Source organism: Prosthecobacter sp., assembly GCF_044226605.1.
GTDB lineage: Bacteria > Verrucomicrobiota > Verrucomicrobiia > Verrucomicrobiales > Verrucomicrobiaceae > Prosthecobacter.
Genome location: NZ_JBGAGS010000019.1, coordinates 1 through 17,536 on the forward strand (window position 1 = coordinate 1; position 17,536 = coordinate 17,536).

16 protein-coding genes are annotated in these 17,536 nt (G+C 60.0%); 8 read left to right on the forward strand and 8 right to left on the reverse strand.

The features are described from left to right. Nucleotides 1-192 precede the first annotated feature (192 nt). Nucleotides 193-765, reverse strand: a complete 573-nt coding sequence (locus ACILSO_RS23650; RefSeq protein ID WP_395739941.1) for a hypothetical protein — start codon at nucleotides 763-765, stop codon at nucleotides 193-195. A 128-nt stretch (nucleotides 766-893) separates the two neighbouring features. Here ACILSO_RS23650 and ACILSO_RS23655 point away from each other — a divergent pair, with 128 nt between their 5' ends. From ACILSO_RS23655 to ACILSO_RS23665, 3 genes are all read left to right on the forward strand, one after another. Beyond that, complete coding sequence (locus ACILSO_RS23655; protein WP_395739942.1) at nucleotides 894-3,359, forward strand: DEAD/DEAH box helicase; 2,466 nt, start codon at nucleotides 894-896, stop codon at nucleotides 3,357-3,359. Between the two features lie 140 nt (nucleotides 3,360-3,499). Further along, nucleotides 3,500-4,426: a 2-dehydropantoate 2-reductase gene (locus tag ACILSO_RS23660; RefSeq protein WP_395739943.1), complete on the forward strand. Its 927-nt coding sequence runs from the start codon at nucleotides 3,500-3,502 to the stop codon at nucleotides 4,424-4,426. 90 nt (nucleotides 4,427-4,516) lie between these two features. Continuing rightward, entirely contained in the window at nucleotides 4,517-5,275 is a 759-nt protein-coding gene (locus tag ACILSO_RS23665; protein WP_395739944.1) for a purine-nucleoside phosphorylase, read from the forward strand. Nucleotides 5,276-5,301: 26 nt separating this feature from the next. Here the strand turns inward: ACILSO_RS23665 and ACILSO_RS23670 are convergent, their stop codons facing one another. Both ACILSO_RS23670 and bioB read right to left on the reverse strand, forming a co-directional pair. Next, nucleotides 5,302-5,775 (reverse strand): hypothetical protein, encoded by a 474-nt coding sequence (locus tag ACILSO_RS23670; RefSeq protein WP_395739945.1) that lies wholly within the window; start codon nucleotides 5,773-5,775, stop codon nucleotides 5,302-5,304. An 18-nt stretch (nucleotides 5,776-5,793) separates the two neighbouring features. Further along, a complete protein-coding gene (gene bioB, locus ACILSO_RS23675) occupies nucleotides 5,794-6,831 on the reverse strand; it encodes a biotin synthase BioB (protein ID WP_395739946.1) in 1,038 nt (345 codons plus the stop codon). A 194-nt stretch (nucleotides 6,832-7,025) separates the two neighbouring features. On the opposite strand from bioB, the gene ACILSO_RS23680 reads away from it, so the two are divergent. Beyond that, the gene (locus ACILSO_RS23680) at nucleotides 7,026-8,294 is read left to right on the forward strand and encodes a Gfo/Idh/MocA family protein (protein WP_395739947.1); all 1,269 of its coding nucleotides are present in this window, start codon (nucleotides 7,026-7,028) and stop codon (nucleotides 8,292-8,294) included. A 490-nt stretch (nucleotides 8,295-8,784) separates the two neighbouring features. Next, nucleotides 8,785-9,360, forward strand: coding sequence for a transposase (locus ACILSO_RS23685; protein ID WP_395739948.1), 576 nt, complete (start codon nucleotides 8,785-8,787; stop codon nucleotides 9,358-9,360). A 76-nt stretch (nucleotides 9,361-9,436) separates the two neighbouring features. Here ACILSO_RS23685 and ACILSO_RS23690 read toward each other — a convergent pair whose 3' ends face one another. The 5 genes from ACILSO_RS23690 to msrA all read right to left on the reverse strand — a co-directional run bounded on the left by ACILSO_RS23690 (nucleotide 9,437) and on the right by msrA (nucleotide 15,232). Continuing rightward, nucleotides 9,437-11,167 carry a hypothetical protein gene (locus tag ACILSO_RS23690; RefSeq protein ID WP_395739949.1) on the reverse strand — a complete coding sequence of 577 codons (1,731 nt, stop codon included), beginning with the start codon at nucleotides 11,165-11,167 and terminating at the stop codon, nucleotides 9,437-9,439. 188 nt (nucleotides 11,168-11,355) lie between these two features. After that, a complete protein-coding gene (locus ACILSO_RS23695; RefSeq protein ID WP_395739950.1) occupies nucleotides 11,356-11,871 on the reverse strand; it encodes a hypothetical protein in 516 nt (171 codons plus the stop codon). A 9-nt stretch (nucleotides 11,872-11,880) separates the two neighbouring features. After that, a complete protein-coding gene (locus ACILSO_RS23700) occupies nucleotides 11,881-13,254 on the reverse strand; it encodes an HD domain-containing protein (RefSeq protein WP_395739951.1) in 1,374 nt (457 codons plus the stop codon). Between the two features lie 79 nt (nucleotides 13,255-13,333). Beyond that, nucleotides 13,334-14,356 (reverse strand): hypothetical protein, encoded by a 1,023-nt coding sequence (locus tag ACILSO_RS23705; protein WP_395739952.1) that lies wholly within the window; start codon nucleotides 14,354-14,356, stop codon nucleotides 13,334-13,336. Between the two features lie 207 nt (nucleotides 14,357-14,563). Next, nucleotides 14,564-15,232 (reverse strand): peptide-methionine (S)-S-oxide reductase MsrA, encoded by a 669-nt coding sequence (gene msrA / locus ACILSO_RS23710; RefSeq protein ID WP_395739953.1) that lies wholly within the window; start codon nucleotides 15,230-15,232, stop codon nucleotides 14,564-14,566. Between the two features lie 271 nt (nucleotides 15,233-15,503). Here msrA and ACILSO_RS23715 point away from each other — a divergent pair, with 271 nt between their 5' ends. The 3 genes from ACILSO_RS23715 to ACILSO_RS23725 all read left to right on the forward strand — a co-directional run bounded on the left by ACILSO_RS23715 (nucleotide 15,504) and on the right by ACILSO_RS23725 (nucleotide 17,536). Beyond that, the gene (locus ACILSO_RS23715) at nucleotides 15,504-15,884 is read left to right on the forward strand and encodes a globin (protein ID WP_395739954.1); all 381 of its coding nucleotides are present in this window, start codon (nucleotides 15,504-15,506) and stop codon (nucleotides 15,882-15,884) included. 44 nt (nucleotides 15,885-15,928) lie between these two features. After that, nucleotides 15,929-16,867 (forward strand): 2-hydroxyacid dehydrogenase, encoded by a 939-nt coding sequence (locus tag ACILSO_RS23720; RefSeq protein WP_395739955.1) that lies wholly within the window; start codon nucleotides 15,929-15,931, stop codon nucleotides 16,865-16,867. Between the two features lie 78 nt (nucleotides 16,868-16,945). Beyond that, a complete protein-coding gene (locus ACILSO_RS23725) occupies nucleotides 16,946-17,536 on the forward strand; it encodes a hypothetical protein (RefSeq protein WP_395739956.1) in 591 nt (196 codons plus the stop codon).

Here is a 17,536-nt window from a genome sequence, read left to right on the forward strand (position 1 = left end):
CATCCAGGCATGGCGGCAGCATCTGCAGTTCGCTGCGATCAGTTCCTCGAAGGTGGCTCATGCCCATCTTGTTGCGCATGAACGCCCCCGGTCAAACCGGTGAAATAGTTTTCACACAGCCTGGACAGCCCGCCCTACCTCGCGCTGGGCATGCGAATGGTCAACGCAGGTCTCCTTCGAGCGCCTGGTAGCTTACTGCGAGACGGTGCGCGCACCCCAGGGATACGGGCGTGCGGCGCCTTTGGAAAAGTACTGGTCCAGCTGCTGCTGGGTACGGCGTGGCAGGTCAAGCTCGATACGACGTGGCTTGCCTGCGACTTCCACTTCGAGCACCACATGAACTGATGTGCCGTAATTGGAGATGGGGATGACGCCGACCGGGGTTTCCGTGTAGGCGTGCGGGTCGGCGGTGACCAGCTGGTTTTGAAAATCCAGTTCGCCGCCGCTGGCGAGCAGGCGCTTGAACTTTACGGGATGGGACACGGAGTCGAAGTTCCAAAGATCGACGGTCACTTTGCCTGAGGCAACGGAATCGCCAGGGCCAAGCGCTCCGAGCGATTGCGCGACTCCGTGGGCAACGGGAATATTCTTCTTTTCATGATCCACGAGGACCACAACGCCAAGCTTGTCCTTGATGAGCCAGGTGCCGTTGTCGTAGTACTTTGAGTACACCTTGGTGCTGGTCTTTCCGGTGGTGCCGTCATAGCTGCCGACAGTCATGGTGCCGTAGTTGCAACCCAGAAGTCCGAAAAGGAGTCCGGCCATGAAGCACGCACGTAATCCATGACGGGTCGTTTTTGGCTGTGAGAGGGCGAGGGGAAGAAACTTTCTGAAGCCTTTGCAGATCATCCATTGATTCTAGGGGCAGACATCGCCACGTCTAGTCTCAAACCATGCTTCCATCCCTCAACCAGCTCAAACTTCCCGACCCGTGGCAGCACCAGGCGGTGAATCTGCTGCGCACCGGGAGCGATGTGGTGGTGAGTGCGCCGACGGGGGCGGGGAAGACGTACATTTTTGAGCTGCTGCACCAGGGGCGGCATTTGCAGGGGCAGGCGATCTACACGGTGCCGACGAGGGCGCTGGCGAATGACAAATATGCGGAGTGGAAGGAGGCGAAGTGGCATGTGGGCATTGCCACGGGGGACATCGCCGAACATGTGGACGCACCGGTGGTGGTGGCCACGCTGGAGACGCAGCTGGAACGGCTGGTGCGCGGCGAGGGGCCGGCGCTGCTGGTGATCGATGAATACCAAATGATCTCGGATCATTCGCGAGGGGCGAACTATGAAGCGGCGATAGCGCTGGCGCCGCAGGAAACGCGGCTGCTGTTGTTGAGTGGCTCTGTGGCGAATCCGGAGGATGTGGCGGCGTGGCTGGTGAGCCTGGGCCGCAAGGCCGAGGTGGTGATGACACGTGAGCGGCCGGTGCCGCTGGAGGAAGTGCCGATGGAGACGCTGCCGCAGCGGCAGAAGCAGTTTCAAAACTACTGGCCTCGTTTTGCCGCGGCGGTGATGATGGCGGATCTTGCGCCACTGCTGATTTTTGCACCACGGCGCAAGGAGGCGGAGTCGATTGCGCGCAGGCTCGCTGCGGATCTGCCGATGGGTGATCCGCTGGAACTGACCACGGAACAGCGTGCAGTGTGCGGCAAGGATCTGGCAACGCTTCTGGAGAAGCGTGTGGCGTTTCACCACAGCGGGCTTTCTTATGGCGCGAGGGCAGGGGTGATTGAACCGCTGGCGAAGGCGGGGCAGCTGCGCGTGATCGCGGCGACGATGGGACTGGCGGCGGGCATCAATTTCTCCGTGCGCAGCGTGCACGTGGCGGGCACGACTTTTCACGATGGTAGGAGCGAGCATAAGCTGGCACCGGATGAACTGCTGCAGATGTACGGCCGCGCGGGAAGACGCGGGCTGGATGACAAGGGCCATGTGGTGACGAGCCGTGACAGCCCATCCATCTTTGATGCGCGGCCCGCACGGCTGCACCGCAGTTCGCTGCTCGCATGGCCGATCTTTTTGCGGGTGATGAAGCATGCCGCGCTGCAGCAGGAGAATCCCTTTGATGCTGCGACGCGCTTTGCGGGACGCTTGTTTGCCAAAGTGCCGCCGCTGCTGGGACTGGAGGAGCTGGAGCCAGACGTGACGCCGCCGCAGCCTGAGAATGCCAAAGCGCTCTTCGGACTCGAAGCCACGGAGAAGCAGGTGCTGAACTCCTGCGGCGAATGGGAGCGCAAGCACCGCCACGCACTCCAGCGTGTGCCCCTGAGCCGGGTGCATGCTGCGCTGACGGTACCGGCTTTTGCGGCAAAATTTGCGCATGGCATCGGCCGCGTGGGAAAAATCCGGCGGGACAAAGAAGTGACCTACGGAGTGGAGGTCAGCCTGGGAACGCCGACGGGAGATCAGGTGAAGCCGACGAAGTCGATCCGTCGTCTGCTGAGGATCTCACGCACTTTGGAAACGGTGCCGCTGGAGGAGATCACTGTGCTGCATGCGGGTGAACTCGCGCATGTGATCCTGGCCAATGCGGAGGACGTCATCAAGGATGTGGCTCCGGAATTCATCGGCACGGTGGTGAAGGAGAACCTGGTGTTTGCGTGTTTTGATCTCGCGCCGGTGGAGGTGATGGCCTACGAGGACGGGCATGGCAGGCTGCTTTTCATGCCGCAGGAGCGCAGCATCGTGGTGCGTAATGAAACGGGCGTGCATACGGATGAAGCCGCAACGACGGGGCGTGAACCGCGCGGTGGCTCGCCCATCCATGCGTGGCGGACGCTGGGGCTGATCGATGCGGAAGGCGTGCCGACGCGGCGCGGGGAAATCTTCAGCTTCTTCCAGCATGGCGAGGGCCTGGCCATCGTGGCGGCGCTGGAGGACGAGAGCTACCCGGCGGATGATCTGGTGCACCACATGGCAAACCTGCGCAGCGGTTCGAAGTTTGATCTGGCGCTGGACTGTGCCTCGGAGCGGCTCGCGGCCGTGTGCCGTGGCACGTATGGGTTTGTGAACCACCATGGCTATCTGGAGAACGGCCTGCCGGATGATTATGGTGAAGGTGCGGCGGAGCTGCTGGATGCGCTGCTGCACCCGGACCAGCCAGGCGCGCAGGATTTGAAGGCAGGGATTGCAGAAGGGGACATCTCGCGCGCGTATGTGGAGTGGCTGAGCCTGCTGCGGCATATCACGCATGCGCCGGAGCATCCGTGGCGGAGATGGAAGGAGCTGAAGGAGGCGGCGAAGCAGACGCTGAAGCACCACACCAAGACATTGCGGCATTTTTTCCACCTGGACCTGCCGCCGCTGACGAACAAGCAGCGGCATGGGAAGACGCGACATTATTTGATGGTGAAGTGAGAGGGCTGGGCGGAGGCACCGCCAGACGCGAGAATGTTTTGGACGACAAGCGTTCGCGCAAACAGTGCAGCGCACGAACGTCACCAAACTGACTGTGTATGAGGATTTGAAGAATCACCGGTGCACCGCACACTGCTAACATGAATCTGGATCATCCACGCATCGCCATCGTCGGCTCTGGCGCTGTCGGTTGTTACTATGGCGGGCGGCTGGCGCAGCATGGGCATGAGGTGCATTTTCTCATGCGCTCGGACTATGAGGTGGTGAAGCGGGATGGGCTCAAGATCACCAGCCACGATGGAAACTTTGAGCTGCCGCAGGTGCACTGCCATCGCAGCACGGCGGAGATCGGAGCGTGTGATCTGGTGATCATCGCCATGAAGGCAACGGCGAATGCGGTGCTGCTGGAGCTGCTGCCGCCGCTGCTGAAAGAGAAGACGATGATCCTGACGCTGCAGAACGGGCTGGGCAGCGATGACTTTCTGGCGAGGCACTTTGGCTCCGCGCATGTGCTGGGCGGGTTGTGCTTTGTGTGCATCAACCGGATCGCGCCGGGGGTGATTCATCACATCGCACAAGGGCAGATCTCACTGGGAGAACACAGCGGCGGAGCGCAGGTGCGGACGGAGGCGCTGGCGGTGGAGTTCCGGCGCTGCGGGATTGAGTGCAAGGTGGAGCCGAGCCTGATCGCTGCGCGGTGGAAGAAGCTGGTGTGGAATGTGCCGTTCAACGGGCTTTCGATTGCCGCGGGCGGAAAGGACACGGCGGCGATTTTGGCGGACGCGGCGCTGGAGCGGCGGGTGCGCAGGCTGATGCGCGAGATCATCGAGACCGCGGGCCGGCTGGGGCATGAGATTCCGCTGGGTTTGATTGACGACATGATCGACCGCACGCGCACGATGTCCGCGTACAAGCCGAGCAGTCTCATCGACTTTCTCGCAGGGAGCGAGGTGGAGCTGGAGGCGATCTGGGGTGAGCCGGTGCGGAGGGCGAAGGCGGCGGGGATTGAGATGCCGGAGGTGGAGAGGCTGTATGAGGAGTTGAAGGAGGGGATTGCGGGGAGATAGTGGGACGCGCTGTTTTGTGTGCGGGTTTGAGTGTCAGGAGACGTTCGCCTGACCGCACAGAGGACTGTGCGGACCCCTTTGCTCACGCCTATGTCGCTCACTGCTTTACAAAATGCCCGTCCTGAAACTGCGATTGTGCTGGGTTCTGGATTGGGAGGTGTGGCGGAGGCGTTTGGGATTAAGAGCGAAGTTGCTTACGCGGATGTTCCGGGGCTGAGTGCTTCCACGGTGCCGGGACATGCGGGGCGGTTTGTTTTGGCGGAGCATCATGGGAGGCCCATTCTTTTGGCGCAGGGGCGGCGGCATCTGTATGAGGGGCTGACGGCTCAGGAGGTGACGGCGGGCATCCGCTTCATGCATGAGATCGGGGTGAAGCGGGTGGTGCTCACGAACGCGGCGGGGGCGATCAGCGAGGATTTTCATGTGGGCGGGCTGATGCTGATCACGGATCATATCAATCTTCAGGCAACCACGCCGCTGCTGGGCGGCCCGCATTTTCATGACATGAGCGAGGTGTACTCACGCGCGTGGTGCGAGAGGTTTCATGCGGCGAGTGTGGAGATCGGCGTGAAGCTGCACGCCGGTGTGTATGCCGCCGTTCTTGGGCCGCAGTATGAGACGCCGGCGGAGATCCGCATGCTGCGCACGCTGGGCGCGGATGCGGTGGGCATGTCCACCGTGCCCGAGGCGATCCAGGCGCGGGCGCTGGGCATGGAGGTGGCGGGTGTTTCGATGCTTACCAACTGGGCCGCCGGTCTGCGCCCGCAGACGCTGCATCACGCCGAAGTGGTGGAGGTGGGGAAGACGGCGGGGAGTTATCTGGCGAGGCTGCTGAAGGCGGCGGTGTGAAGGGCTCACCTACCCTCGTCATTCAATCAAAGTTCATCCTCTTGCTCCTGCAGAGGATGGCATCCCATTTTCCAATATGTCGCCAGCAATCCGGCCGTGGTGTCCGGCTGGCCCAAGAGCTTCTCTTTGGCTTCTTCAACCGCCTGCAACTGGTTCTGAAGATGGGTCTGAAGCCGCGCCTCTTTGAGGAACGCTTGGAATGCAGTCTGATCTTCCTCAGACCATGTGGAGGTCAGTTCATGGACGTTTGCAAGATTGTAACCTGAAGGAAGGGGTTCCAAAGTCTCAGAAACAGGCAGAGAACCTTTGGCCAAAACCTGGCTGACCATGTCCTGTTCCGCCGGTCGCAAAAGCACGATGCCGATGTAAGGATGCAGATCCTCCACCTTTTCAATGGCCATCAGCTTGTGCACCCACTGGGCCTTGAAAGCATCTTCAATGAGCTTGTAAAGATGCTCTACATCCAGGGCGAAATGCCGGCCTGATGGGAGTTGGGGCATGCGGCGTGGAACTTTGGGCTAGCAGCACCCGTTCGCCTTCTCCATCTCGCAAGCGTGCTCCTCGGTGCAGCAGGGCATGAGGGGGCGGCCTTCGTGGGCTTCGGGCGCTTCCATTTCTGGGTTCGGGGCCTGGGGGGCAAGGCCGAGGTCGCGGAGGAGTTTCATGTCCTCGTTGGCGCGCGGGTTGGCGGCGGTGAGGAGCTTGTCTCCGTAGAAGATCGAGTTGGCTCCGGCGAAGTAGGCGAGGGCCTGGGCTTCGCGGCTCAGGTTCGTGCGGCCGGCGCTGAGGCGCACCTTGGCCTTCGGCACGGCGATGCGGGTCACGGCGATCATGCGGATGAAGGCGAAGGAATCGACGACCTCGTTGTCGCCCATCGGCGTGCCTTTGATGGGCATGAGGGCATTGATCGGGATGCTCTCGGGCTGGGGATTGAAGTTGGAGATGACCTCCAGCATTTTCAGGCGGTCTTCGATGGTCTCGCCGAGGCCGAGGATGCCGCCGCAGCAAACGGACATGCCTGCATCCTGCGCATGGCGGATGGTGCGCAGGCGGTCCTCATACGTGTGGGTGCTGACGATGTTGGGGTAGTGCTCCGGGGAGGTGTCCACGTTGTGATTGTAGGCGGTGACACCGGCTTCCTTCAGATCGGAGGCTTCGTCCGCGCCGAGTTCACCTAGGGTGACGCAGACTTCCATGCCGAGCTTGGAAACGTCGCGCACGATGTCGAGCACCTGGTCGAATTTTTGGGTGCCTTTGCGCACGCCTTTCCAGGCGGCGCCCATGCAGAAGCGGGTGGAACCGCTGGCGCGGGCGGCCAGGGCGCGCTCCATGATCTGCTCCTTGGGCATCAGCTTCTCCGCCTGCACGCCGGTGGTGTAGCGGGCGCTCTGGGCGCAGTAACCGCAGTCCTCGCTGCAGCCGCCGGTCTTGATGCTGAGGAGGGTGCAGAGCTGCACTTCATTGCCGGTCCAGTGCTCGTCATGCACGGCGCGGGCCTGCTTGAGGAGGTCGAAAAAGGGCTGGTGATAGATGCGGTGGAGTTCGGCGAAAGTCATGAGCAGGGGATTCTTGGCGCAAAAAGGGCGTTTTGGCAATGGTGGGCGTTTGGGTGGGCGGGGGGACCGGATGGAGTGATGGAGAAGGGGGGTGATGGGCCGCCCGAAAAGGGAGGAAGAGGAGGAGTATGAGGAAGAGTAAGATGGGATTGGCCGCAAGACAGACCCCGTGAGAGGCGATTCTTTGCACCATCATGAACCGCCGCACTTTCTTCCACCAAACGTCCGCGCTGGCCGCGGTGTCCGCTCTTCCAAAAATCTACGCTGCGGATGCGGCGGGGAAGAAGATCAAGGTGGCGGTGGTGGCGCTGGGGCGTGGCATGGCGCATGTGCAGGCGCTGCTCAAAATTCCGGGCGTGGAGATCGCCTATCTGGCCGAGGTGGACCCGAAGAGGCTGGAGGCGGGGCTGAAGGTGGTGAATGACACGCAGAAGGTGTCCTGCGTGGGGGTGAAGGACTTCCGCACCATTTTGGACGACAAGACGCTGGATGCCGTGTTCATCGCCACGCCGAATTTCTGGCACACGCCGGCGGCGCTGCTGTGCATGCAGGCGGGGAAGCATGTGTATGTGGAGAAGCCGGGCAGCCAGAATGCGGAAGAGGCGCAGATGATCGTGGCGGCCTCGAAGAAATACGACCGCCTGGTGCAGATGGGCAACCAGCGCCGCACGTGGATGAAAGAGGCGATTGAAGCGCTGCACGGAGGCGCGATCGGCACCGTGCGCTTTGGCCGTGGGTTTTACTATAACACGCGCAAGTCGGTGGCGACGAATGAGAAGCCTGCGGCGCCGGACATCGACTACAATCTGTGGCAGGGGCCGGTGCCGGATGATGTGAAGCACGATTTCAAGAAGCTGGCGCACTACGACTGGCACTGGTTCTGGCACTGGGGCAATGGCGAGCTGGGCAACAACGGCATCCACACGCTGGACATTTTGCGCTGGGGCATCAAGGGCGGCTACCCGCTGCGCACGACGTACAATGGTGGCCGCTATTTTTATCAGGATGCGCAGGAGACGCCGGACACCGGCACGGCGGTGTATGATTTCGGCCACGCCGGCTGCGAGTGGGTGCAGAGCAGCAGCCACGCACGCGCGGCGGAGAAACCGCTGGCGGAGGTGATGTTCTACGGGGACAACGGCACGATGGCCATCGCGCGTGATTCGTGGATCAACTACGACCTGAAGGGCGTGGAGATGAGCAAGGGCAAGGGAGCCGGTGGCGGCGATGTGGCGCACATGGGCAATTTCATTGCCGCGATCCGTGGCGAGGCGAAGCTGAACAGCCCGATCGAGGAAGGGCAGAAGAGCACGATGATGTGTCATCTTGGGAACATGGCGTATCGCACGAACACGGTGGTCCAGTGTGATCCGAAGACGGGGAAAGTGCTGGATAATGCGGAGGCGATGAAGTTCTGGGGACGCGATGGTGGATACCGGAAGGGGTGGGAGCCGAAGATTTGAGGGTACGATGGGCACTCCTGCCCGTCGGTCCCAGCGCTTACGCCAGAACTGCACAATTTCCAAACAGACACACAACGACGCCACATCACCGGCATGGGTGGGATGTCTCGTGCACGCATCTACTGCTGTCTTTGACCTCGACGTTTCGGAAATCCGATGGCGGAAGTTTCTGCTCATTCGATGACGAAGCGGTTTGCGGGAGCGCTGATCGACGGGCAGGAGTGCCCATCGTACTTATCTTATGCGTGCCATTGGCAGAGGAGATTTCATACCCTTTGACTGGGATGCGGTGGAGGGCGGCCGGCACAGACATCTGCCCCAGCTATCTCTGACAGGTGCCATTTATTTTGTCACCTTCCGGCTGGAGGATTCATTGCCGCAGAAGCTGCTGAAACGCTGGTTATACAATCGGCAGGCGTGGCTGGCAGAACATCCCGAGCCATGGGATGAGATCACGCGGAAGGAGCATCAGAGTCTTTTTACCGCACGCATGGAACGCTGGCTGGATGCTGGATACGGCGAGTGTGTGCTGCGCGATGAACGCTGCCAGAAGGAGGTGGCGGAGCGTCTTCTTTTCAGGCACGGCCAGGACTACGATCTCGGAGACTGGGTGGTGATGCCCAACCATGTCCATGTGCTGCTGCAGCCGCTGGGGAATGTTTCTCTGGAAGAAATCATGAGGCCAATCAAGGGCGTCAGTGCCCGGAACATCAACCGCATGTTAGAACGATCAGGTGCGATGTGGATGCAGGAGTCGTTCAGTCACATCGTTCGCAGTCTGGAACAGTTGAAGAAGTTTCAGCGCTACATCCAGATGAACCCGGAGAAGGCCGGGCTACCTGCGACGGATTTCAGCTATGAGCAGCGCTGGGAGATTGTTCGAAGTACGTTGGGCATTGCCTCACTTCGTTCGCCCTTTGGGCAGCCTGCGGCTGGCTACCTCCGCTGCGCTCTGGTTCCTGCCCGTCGATCAGCGTTTTCGACTGCTCCGGCGTTTCCGAACAACCAGACAGTAGGGTCCAGGCGCGCATGCGAGCTTTGTCGTTCTTCCATGCCGTTGCTGTGACGGCGTCGTAGGTTCGTTTGGGAATTGTGGGTGTTGATGGGAGCGCTGGCCGACGGGCAGGAGTGCCCATCGTACTTTACCGGAACACCACGTCCACGCCCATGGCGCTTTCTTTGGCAAAGCCGGGGATCCAGTGGGGCTTTCGCACGGCGATGAAGCGGTAGATCAGGGAGAGGACGTGGAGGATGAGGAGGCGGTCGATGAGGCGGTAGCCGCGGCGGCGGCGCATGAGAAGTTCGATGGCCCAGCCGAGGTAGCGGCGGTGCAGCCAGAAGGGCTTGAAGTCGGTCTTGATGCGGTAGCGGGCGCGCAGGCCGCGCTTGGGGTATTTGGCCTTGTAAGCGCGCTTGGCTTCGCGCAGGCGGGTCTCCATCTCAGGCGTAAACTCGGTGAAGTAGTACTCACGTGCGAGGGCGAGCAGGCGGAAGGTGTCGCGCATGTATTCGAGGTCGGCGACGGGGACGCCGGCGCGGGGGGCGAGGGCGATCATTTGATCGAGGCGGTCCATGCAGCGGGCGGCGCTGAGGAGAGCGGCGCCGGGCTCGCGCACGAAGTAGAGGAGCAGCTTTTTGATGCTGTGATTGATGAAGATGTTTCCCCAATAGACTTGGAGAAGCGGAGGGATGCGGACGCGGCGGAAGAAGAGTTTTTGCTGCGCGAATTCTTCGACGTAGAGGAGCTCGCGGATGACTTCGTCGGAGTAGCGGAGGAGTTCGATGAGGGCTTCGGGATCGCCTAGCGCGCGTTCTTTGGCAAAGGCGCGAATGGCGTCTTCCACGGGCATGGCGTCCTTGATAACTCGGAGGGTGACGAAGGTGTTGAGGTCGGTCCAGATGGCTTCGGGATCGATGAAGGCAATGCGGCGGAAGGGGACCCAGCCGCCGGTCTGGCACCAAACCATGCAGCCGATGACGTTCTTCGCGTGCTTCAGCTCCTGCGCGTATCGTTCGTATTCCCAGCCCGTGAAGCTGGGGTATTCGCCGCAGCCTTCGTACTCGCGGCGGGTTTGCAGCTCGACGATCTTGGCGACGTCGGTGCGGAAGAAGTTGGAGTTGAGCGGGAGATAGCGGAAGAAATCGGACTCGCCATATTTCATGGAGATGACGAGCGCGGGGCTGGTGAGTCCTTCGAAAACGCTGGTGAAGGTGCGGCGGTGCCACATGAGATCGCCGATGCGATAAGCGCCGACGGTCCAGGTGCGGAAGATGAGGCGGCGTGCGTGCTTTTCGCAGACGGGGAGGAGATCGAGGAGGAGCTGGCGGGCTTGGGCGGGTTTTTGGATGACGAGTTCGCTGCGGAACTCATCGTGCACGCCTTTGCCATCGGATTCGCCGATGCGGATGATGATGCCGGCCACCTGCGGGAAGCTTGCAAAAAAGCCGTCGAGCAATTCGGCGAGGTAGTCGTTTACTTCGCGCTTCGCTTCCGCCATGCGCCGCCGCAGCTCGGGCGTGTAGGTCATGACGTCCATGGTGAGATGGACGTGGAGGCCGCGGGTGGTGAAGATGTCGAAGCAGCGGGCGAATTCTTCGCGGTAGTAGGCGATGCGCGCGCGCAGTTCGGGTTCAAGCCAGGGGTGGTCTGCCAGATGCGTCACGTCATCGAGCGAGACGGCGTTGAAGCCCCAGGCGGAGGCTTGATCGGCGAAGCGGGTGAGGTCTGCACGCACCTGCGCCCACCAGGCATCCGCAGCTTCATCACGCGTCTTCGGCAGATGGTGCCAGGGGATCTTGGACCAGTTGATCGTACGCACGTCATGCCCGCGGAAGAAGGGGCCGATGGCATCGATGAGGTGGAGGGATTTCAAGCGCCGCGAATGAAGCACGCGGCTGCGGGATGCAAGTGACGATGTGGTGTCGGCGGACGGACCACTTCACGGCTTAATTTACCCGTTCCTTGAGGGGCTCGCGAAACGGTTTGCAATCGAAGTTTAGATCTTCGAAGACGAGCGCCTCTGCGGTGACACACTTTATAGCGCGGATGTTTTCGGCGAAACTACGCCGCTTTCGGTAATACGCGCTTCTCCAGTTCACGCGCCGCCTTCAGCCTTTGCTCAAAATCCTTGGCCAGCTTTGGCTTCAACTCACAAAAGGTATCCTTCAGCGCCTTGCCATCCTTGCCGCTGCTTCGGAGGTAGAGAATTGTGCTTATCGCTTCCAGTTCCAGAGAGCTCTTACCATTTAGCTCCTTCACCACTTCTGCATGTGATAGCGGCTTCGAATCGCCGAGCTTCTTCACTAAGTTCGTGAGTTTCTCCTTCGCGGTAAAACGGTACGCTTTGTAAGGCCCTGTCTCGATCTGCTCTTCCTGAATTAGCCCTTCCTCGCCAAAAGTGCGCAGTTCCACATCCAGCCCCTCTGAGTAGGGCCCATAGTGCAAGTAACCAAACTTAAAATGCGAAGGGATGAGTTTTAGGTACTGGAGAATATGCACCAGCTTCTGGAACTTTTTGCGTCCCTCCACCGCTCCAACAGCATCTAAAAGTTGTCCGATAATCAGGATACTGTTCATACGAACATTTTAATTGAGTTTTAATTTCTTGTCAATTTTTACGATGGTTTTCTCCATTTCCGGAAGAAAATAAAGCCTTAAAAACTTGGGCTGCTCAGCACCCAGCGTACGGAAAATCGGCGACTCATCCTGAACCGGGACCGCAGCATCGCTCGCGCTTCCCCGGCTCAGCAAAACCGCGTTGGCAGCAATTTTTTGGAAATAGCCCTCTGGATCATGCTCCTTGTCACCAACTTTGGGCATTTTGTAAGCGATGAAGGAGATCGCATCCAATTCCCAACAATTATGCCATTTCCCCGGGAGTTCTTCAAGCTCTTTCCGCCACTCCGCCGCCGCCGCCGCACCTGTGTGCAGTTCCTTCATGTGGAAAATCTTTTGCCGGTTTAGGTACGTCGTTGCCAGTCTTGCTAGCAGTTCATGGTGCTTTTTGTCACTGACCGCCCACAGACCCAAGCAACCAATCACCGCTGGCTCGTCCACACATAGAAAGACATCATCCTTCACCCCTCCCTCTTTGGCAAAGTAGTCCTTCACCATCGGCAAAGTGCCCGCAGGCAGCTTCCCTTCCTTTTCCAACCGTGCCGCTTCACGGAAAAGACACAGCAGATGAGCCTCCCACCGCCTCGTGCTTTTGTGGAAATAGACTTGCATGCTCATGTGCTGGCGTGCCATCAGCAATTGCTCTGCGGAGTACAGGCCGCGCTTGTGGTCCAAGCAAAGCCTTAATAGTTCTTCTCCCTCATCCTTTTGCGGCTTCAGCGTGCCCAGGCAGAGCGAGTTGATAAGCCACTCCAAATCATACACTCCGTAGCGCACCCCCGTAAAGTGCGCGTCCCTCAGCAGATAGTCCATCCGATCCGCATCCAGTGAGCTGCTCACAATGTCTTGTAGGAAGCGGTGAGGAAAACGCTTTCCAACAATGTCTGCCACCGTTATCGCATTCAATCCATGCTTCTTCAAAATCCCTGGGATCGAACTGTTCGATCCCGAGATCAGGCTCTGTGAGCGCTCTTCATGATCCGCCGACCCTTCAAAAGCCCGCTCCATCAGGTGGGAGAAGGCCGCATGTCCGGTATCATGCAGCAGTGCCGCCGCTTTCACGTGCCGACTATGCTCGATTATCAGCCGCCCAATGGACGAATCATGTCCATACAGCCGTGTCAGCCCCTCTAGCATCCGTTGCGCTAAGTGAAAGACACCCAAGCTGTGATTAAACCGTGTGTGTTCTGCACCCGGGTATGTGAGATGACTAACTCCTAGCTGCCGCACCCTTCTCAGTCTTTGAAATTCTGGCGCATCAATCAAATCCAGCAGAAACTCATCCCCCGGATGGATATTGATCAGTCCGTGAATAGGATCACGAAAGACACGCGGACGGCTCATTTGGTAAAAATTATCATATAGGCAATGACACTAAACAATTCAAAGTGTATTTTCTGAATGAACTATGGAGGGTCGTTCATCACCCCACCGCCGTGGGCTGGGGAGGCTGGGGCTTGCGGATGAGGATGAGGCTCAGCACCAGGCCGACGAGGCCGCCAAGCAGGGCGCCGCCACCGGCACCCACGGTGACCGGCATCACCCAGTCTTCGACGTTTTCAGCGGCGGGAGTGGCGCGCTCCTGGATGGCGACGTAGTCAGATGCTGAATTGAATATGGATTGTATCTTTTCGACCTGCTCGAAAAGCTTCTCGTAGGCCAGCTTGTCGCTTTCGAGTTTGTCCTGAAGCGTCTTCACTTCGGCGAGCGCCGGTTCCCTGCTGTCCAGATCCTTTTCGATGTCGCGGATTTCCGATTCCAAGGCGTCGACCTGAGTCTGGGAGGTCGCACGGGCGGCATCGTCGTCCTTCATCGTCTTGATCTTGAGGCGGAGGTCGTCGCGCTGATTGCGCGAGGCATTGAGGCGTACCACGAGCCGCTCCATGTCTGATTTGACGCTGATGGTGTTCACTCCTTTGGCACGTGCCTTCTCCAGTTTCTCGATGGAGTCTTCCATGGCCTTTTGTTTTGAAACCACCTCCTGAAGGAACTGCTGGAGCACCTTGCCCTGCGCCTGTTCACGAATGCTTTGCCGGAAGGAGATGAATTCATCGAGCAGGGCATCCAAAAAGATACGGGTGTATTTGGGTTCGGCTCCAGTCGCGAGGATGTTGAAGATGGCGCTGCCCTTGGTTTGAGCGACACGGATGGCCACATCGGAGTCCTTGATGTCGGGATTCAGCGCCCTGACGCGCTCCAGAGCGCGGCGGCTCATTTCGGCGGATTCAATGGTTTCGATGATCGTGCCGTAAAAGTCCTGCTGCTGTTCACGCCAGGAGACACTGTCGCTGAAGACCAGCTGTCCGCCTGCGACGAGCTTTGCGAGCGAGCGAAACTCCCCGGGCTTTGTGGCCAAATGGCGCGCCTGGACGGCGATGGCGGCGATCGCGACGCCGACTGCGCAGGCGAGAGTGAGAAGAATGCGAGGGAGGATGTGGGAGGACATAGGAGCAAACAGGTAAACCGACGGTTCTGCCAGAATGGCTGGCAAGTAGCCAGATAAATCCAGGACCTAGGGCAGAGAAAGATTATCTCTATGGGCGTTCAAAAATCGTCTTGGCCGGGCGAACGAAAAAGCCCAGACCTTGCGGTCTGGGCTGAGAGGGAGACGGAATCCGCACTCGGAGAGTGCGAACCACTTCACGCTGGGCGGTTACTTCGCCTCGGGCTTGATCTTGCCTTTCTCTTCGAGCTTGTGCTTGAACTTCTCGGTCTTGGGAGTGACGACGGCGCGGACGTAGCCCTGGTCGGGATTGAGGGCCTTGAAGTTCTGGTGGTAGTCTTCGGCGGGGTAGAACTTCTTGAGCGGGGCGATTTCGGTGGCTATGGGGTCTTTCCACTTTTTCTGCACTTCGGCCTTGGAGGCTTCGGCGATCTTGTGCTGCTCTTCGCTGGTGTAGTAGATGGCGGAGCGGTACTGGGTGCCGTAGTCGTTGCCCTGGTAGGCGGTGCCTTTGGGCAGGAATTTGCCGTGGTGCATGCCGTCTTCCTTGGTCACGCTGGTGGGGTCGTGCGCGTCCCAGAAAAGGTCGATGATTTCCTTGTAGGTGACCACCGTGGGGTCGAACTCGATCTTGATGACTTCGGCGTGGCCGGTGTCTCCAGTGCAGACCTGCTCATAGGTGGGGTTGATGGTTTTGCCGCCGGCGTAGCCGCTGACCACGCTTTTCACGCCTTTGACGAGGAGGTACTGGGCCTCCACACACCAGAAGCAGCCGCCACCGATGACGGCGGTTTCGGTTTTAGGAGCGTCTGCAGCAGAGGAGGTCGGGGCTAGGGAGGCCATGAGGAAAAGGGTGAGGAGGGTGAGCGCGGTTTTCATGGGATGGATACGAACGAGTTGGGGCGGAGAGTCAATCATCCGTCGAGTGAGAGACGAAACTTTCCGGGGAATTCCAGGAAAGCAGAAATTGATGGCCCCCAAGAGACGCAAAAAAGGGGAGCCAGAGCTGAAGGCTGAGTCTTTGCGATGGTCTTTGCGGCCGATGACGGGCGGCGGGAAACGCCCCGGAGCGCAAAAAGGGAGACGGATTTGGAGGCTTTGGCTTTTTGTTCTTTTTTGCGTTTCTTAGCGGCCAACTTCATTTTGCTGCATGGACGAAATCTCAACTCTTTGCTCTCGGGTGGGCGAAACGAAACTGCGCGACATGGTGACGGCGTTTTACCGTCGGGTGCGGGTGGATGACCTGATCGGCACGATGTATCCGCCGGATGACTGGGAAAATGCGGAAAAGCGGCTGGCGGATTTCATCGTGTATCGCTTTGGCGGGCCGCAGACCTACATCGAGGAGCGGGGACATCCTCGGCTGCGGGGGCGGCACATGCCGTTTTCGATTGGCGAGGCGGAGCGGGACCGCTGGATGAAGCTCATGACGGAGGCGATGGAGGAGGTGAAGATGCCGGAAGCGGATGGGCCGGTCATCCACAGCTTTTTTGCGCAGGTGGCGGACATGATGCGGAATCGTCCGGGATAAATCGCTGCTTGTCAGGCGCTGCCGTGCCAGGAAGGTGCGGCTCCATGGAAAAAACTCCCGTCCTCATTCTCGCCCCGCTGCCGGACTTCCTCATGAAACCGCTGCTGGCGGCGCATGTGTGTCATGATTATTTTCATGCAGCGGACAAGGCGGCGCTGCTGGCCAAGGTGGGCGCGGAGGTGCGCGGCATCGTGATGGCGGGGGGGAGTGTGTCGCCGGTGGCCTTGCTGGAGCAGCTGCCGAAGCTGGAGATCATCAGCGTGTTTGGCGTGGGGTATGACGGTGTGCCGGTGGACTGGTGCAAGGCGCACAACATCCGCGTGACGAACACGCCGGACGTTCTGACGGAGGATGTGGCGGACACGGCGAGCGCACTGGTGCTGATGACGAGCCGCAGGCTGATCGCGGCAAACCGTTTCCTGCATGAGGGCGCGTGGCTGAAGGGGGCCTTTCCGCTGGCGCATGCGCTGCATGGAAAGCTGGCGGGCATCGTGGGCCTGGGGCGCATCGGCAAGGCGATCGCGCTGCGGCTGGGGGCGCATGGCATGCGCGTGGCGTATCATGGAAGGACGAAGCAGGCGGTGAGCTGGAAGTATTTTGATTCCCTGGTCGCGCTGGCGAAGGCGGTGGATTTCCTGGTGGTGGCCTGCCCTGGCGGAGCTGCGACGAAGCACCTGATCAATGCCGAGGTGCTGACGGCGCTGGGCACGAAGGGCACGCTGATCAACATCGCGCGCGGCTCGGTGGTGGATGAGGCGGCGCTGATCGCGGCATTGCAAAACGGCACGATCCGTGGCGCGGGGCTGGATGTGTTTGAGGACGAGCCCCGTGTACCTGAGGCCCTGATGCAGTGCGAGAACGCGGTGCTGCTGCCGCATCTGGGCAGCGGCACGCACGAGACGCGCGCTGCCATGGCGCGGCTGGTGGTGGAGAATCTGGCGGCGCACTTCAGTGGTGCGGCGCTGCTGACGCCCGTGTGCTGAGGCTTTCTTCCTAGGATTGCCTGATCGATTTGGCCGATTGCCTGCTTGCCCTTGCAGCCTGAGCTACTATTGAATCTTATGGGCAAACTTATTGTTGGAGCAATTCTCACCGCCGTCGTGGTCTTCGCCTGGGAGGCGGTTTCGTGGACGGTCATTGGCTGGCATCAAAACGGATTCCGGTCGTTTCGTGATGAATCGGCGGTGGCAGAAGTGGTCAAGGCGAACGTGACCTCCGGGCATGGCATCTACCTGCTGCCGGCGATGGGCGAGGCGCCGAAGATCGCGACGGCCGAGGAGAAGAAGGAGTTCGAAGCCAGGCAGGAGAAGGCCCTGAAGGATGGCCCGTATGTGTATGCTGTGATCCGGCCTGGCAAAGGAGAGTTGAGCATGGGAACGAACCTGGCGCTGAGCTTTGTGCGCAGCCTGATCTGTGCGTTTTTGATCGCGGCGCTGCTGTCTCAGACGGCGATCCACTATCCGGCGCGCATCGCTTTTGTGGCGGCGGCGGGATTGTTTGCGGGGCTGACGTCGGATCTGCCGATGTGGATCTGGTTTGAATGCCCTGCACGTGACGCCGTGGTGAACATCGCGGATCATGTGATCGCGTGGGTCCTCGGCGGCGCGGTGCTGGGGATCTTTGTGGGCAAGGAGCCGGTGGCGGAGCCGTGA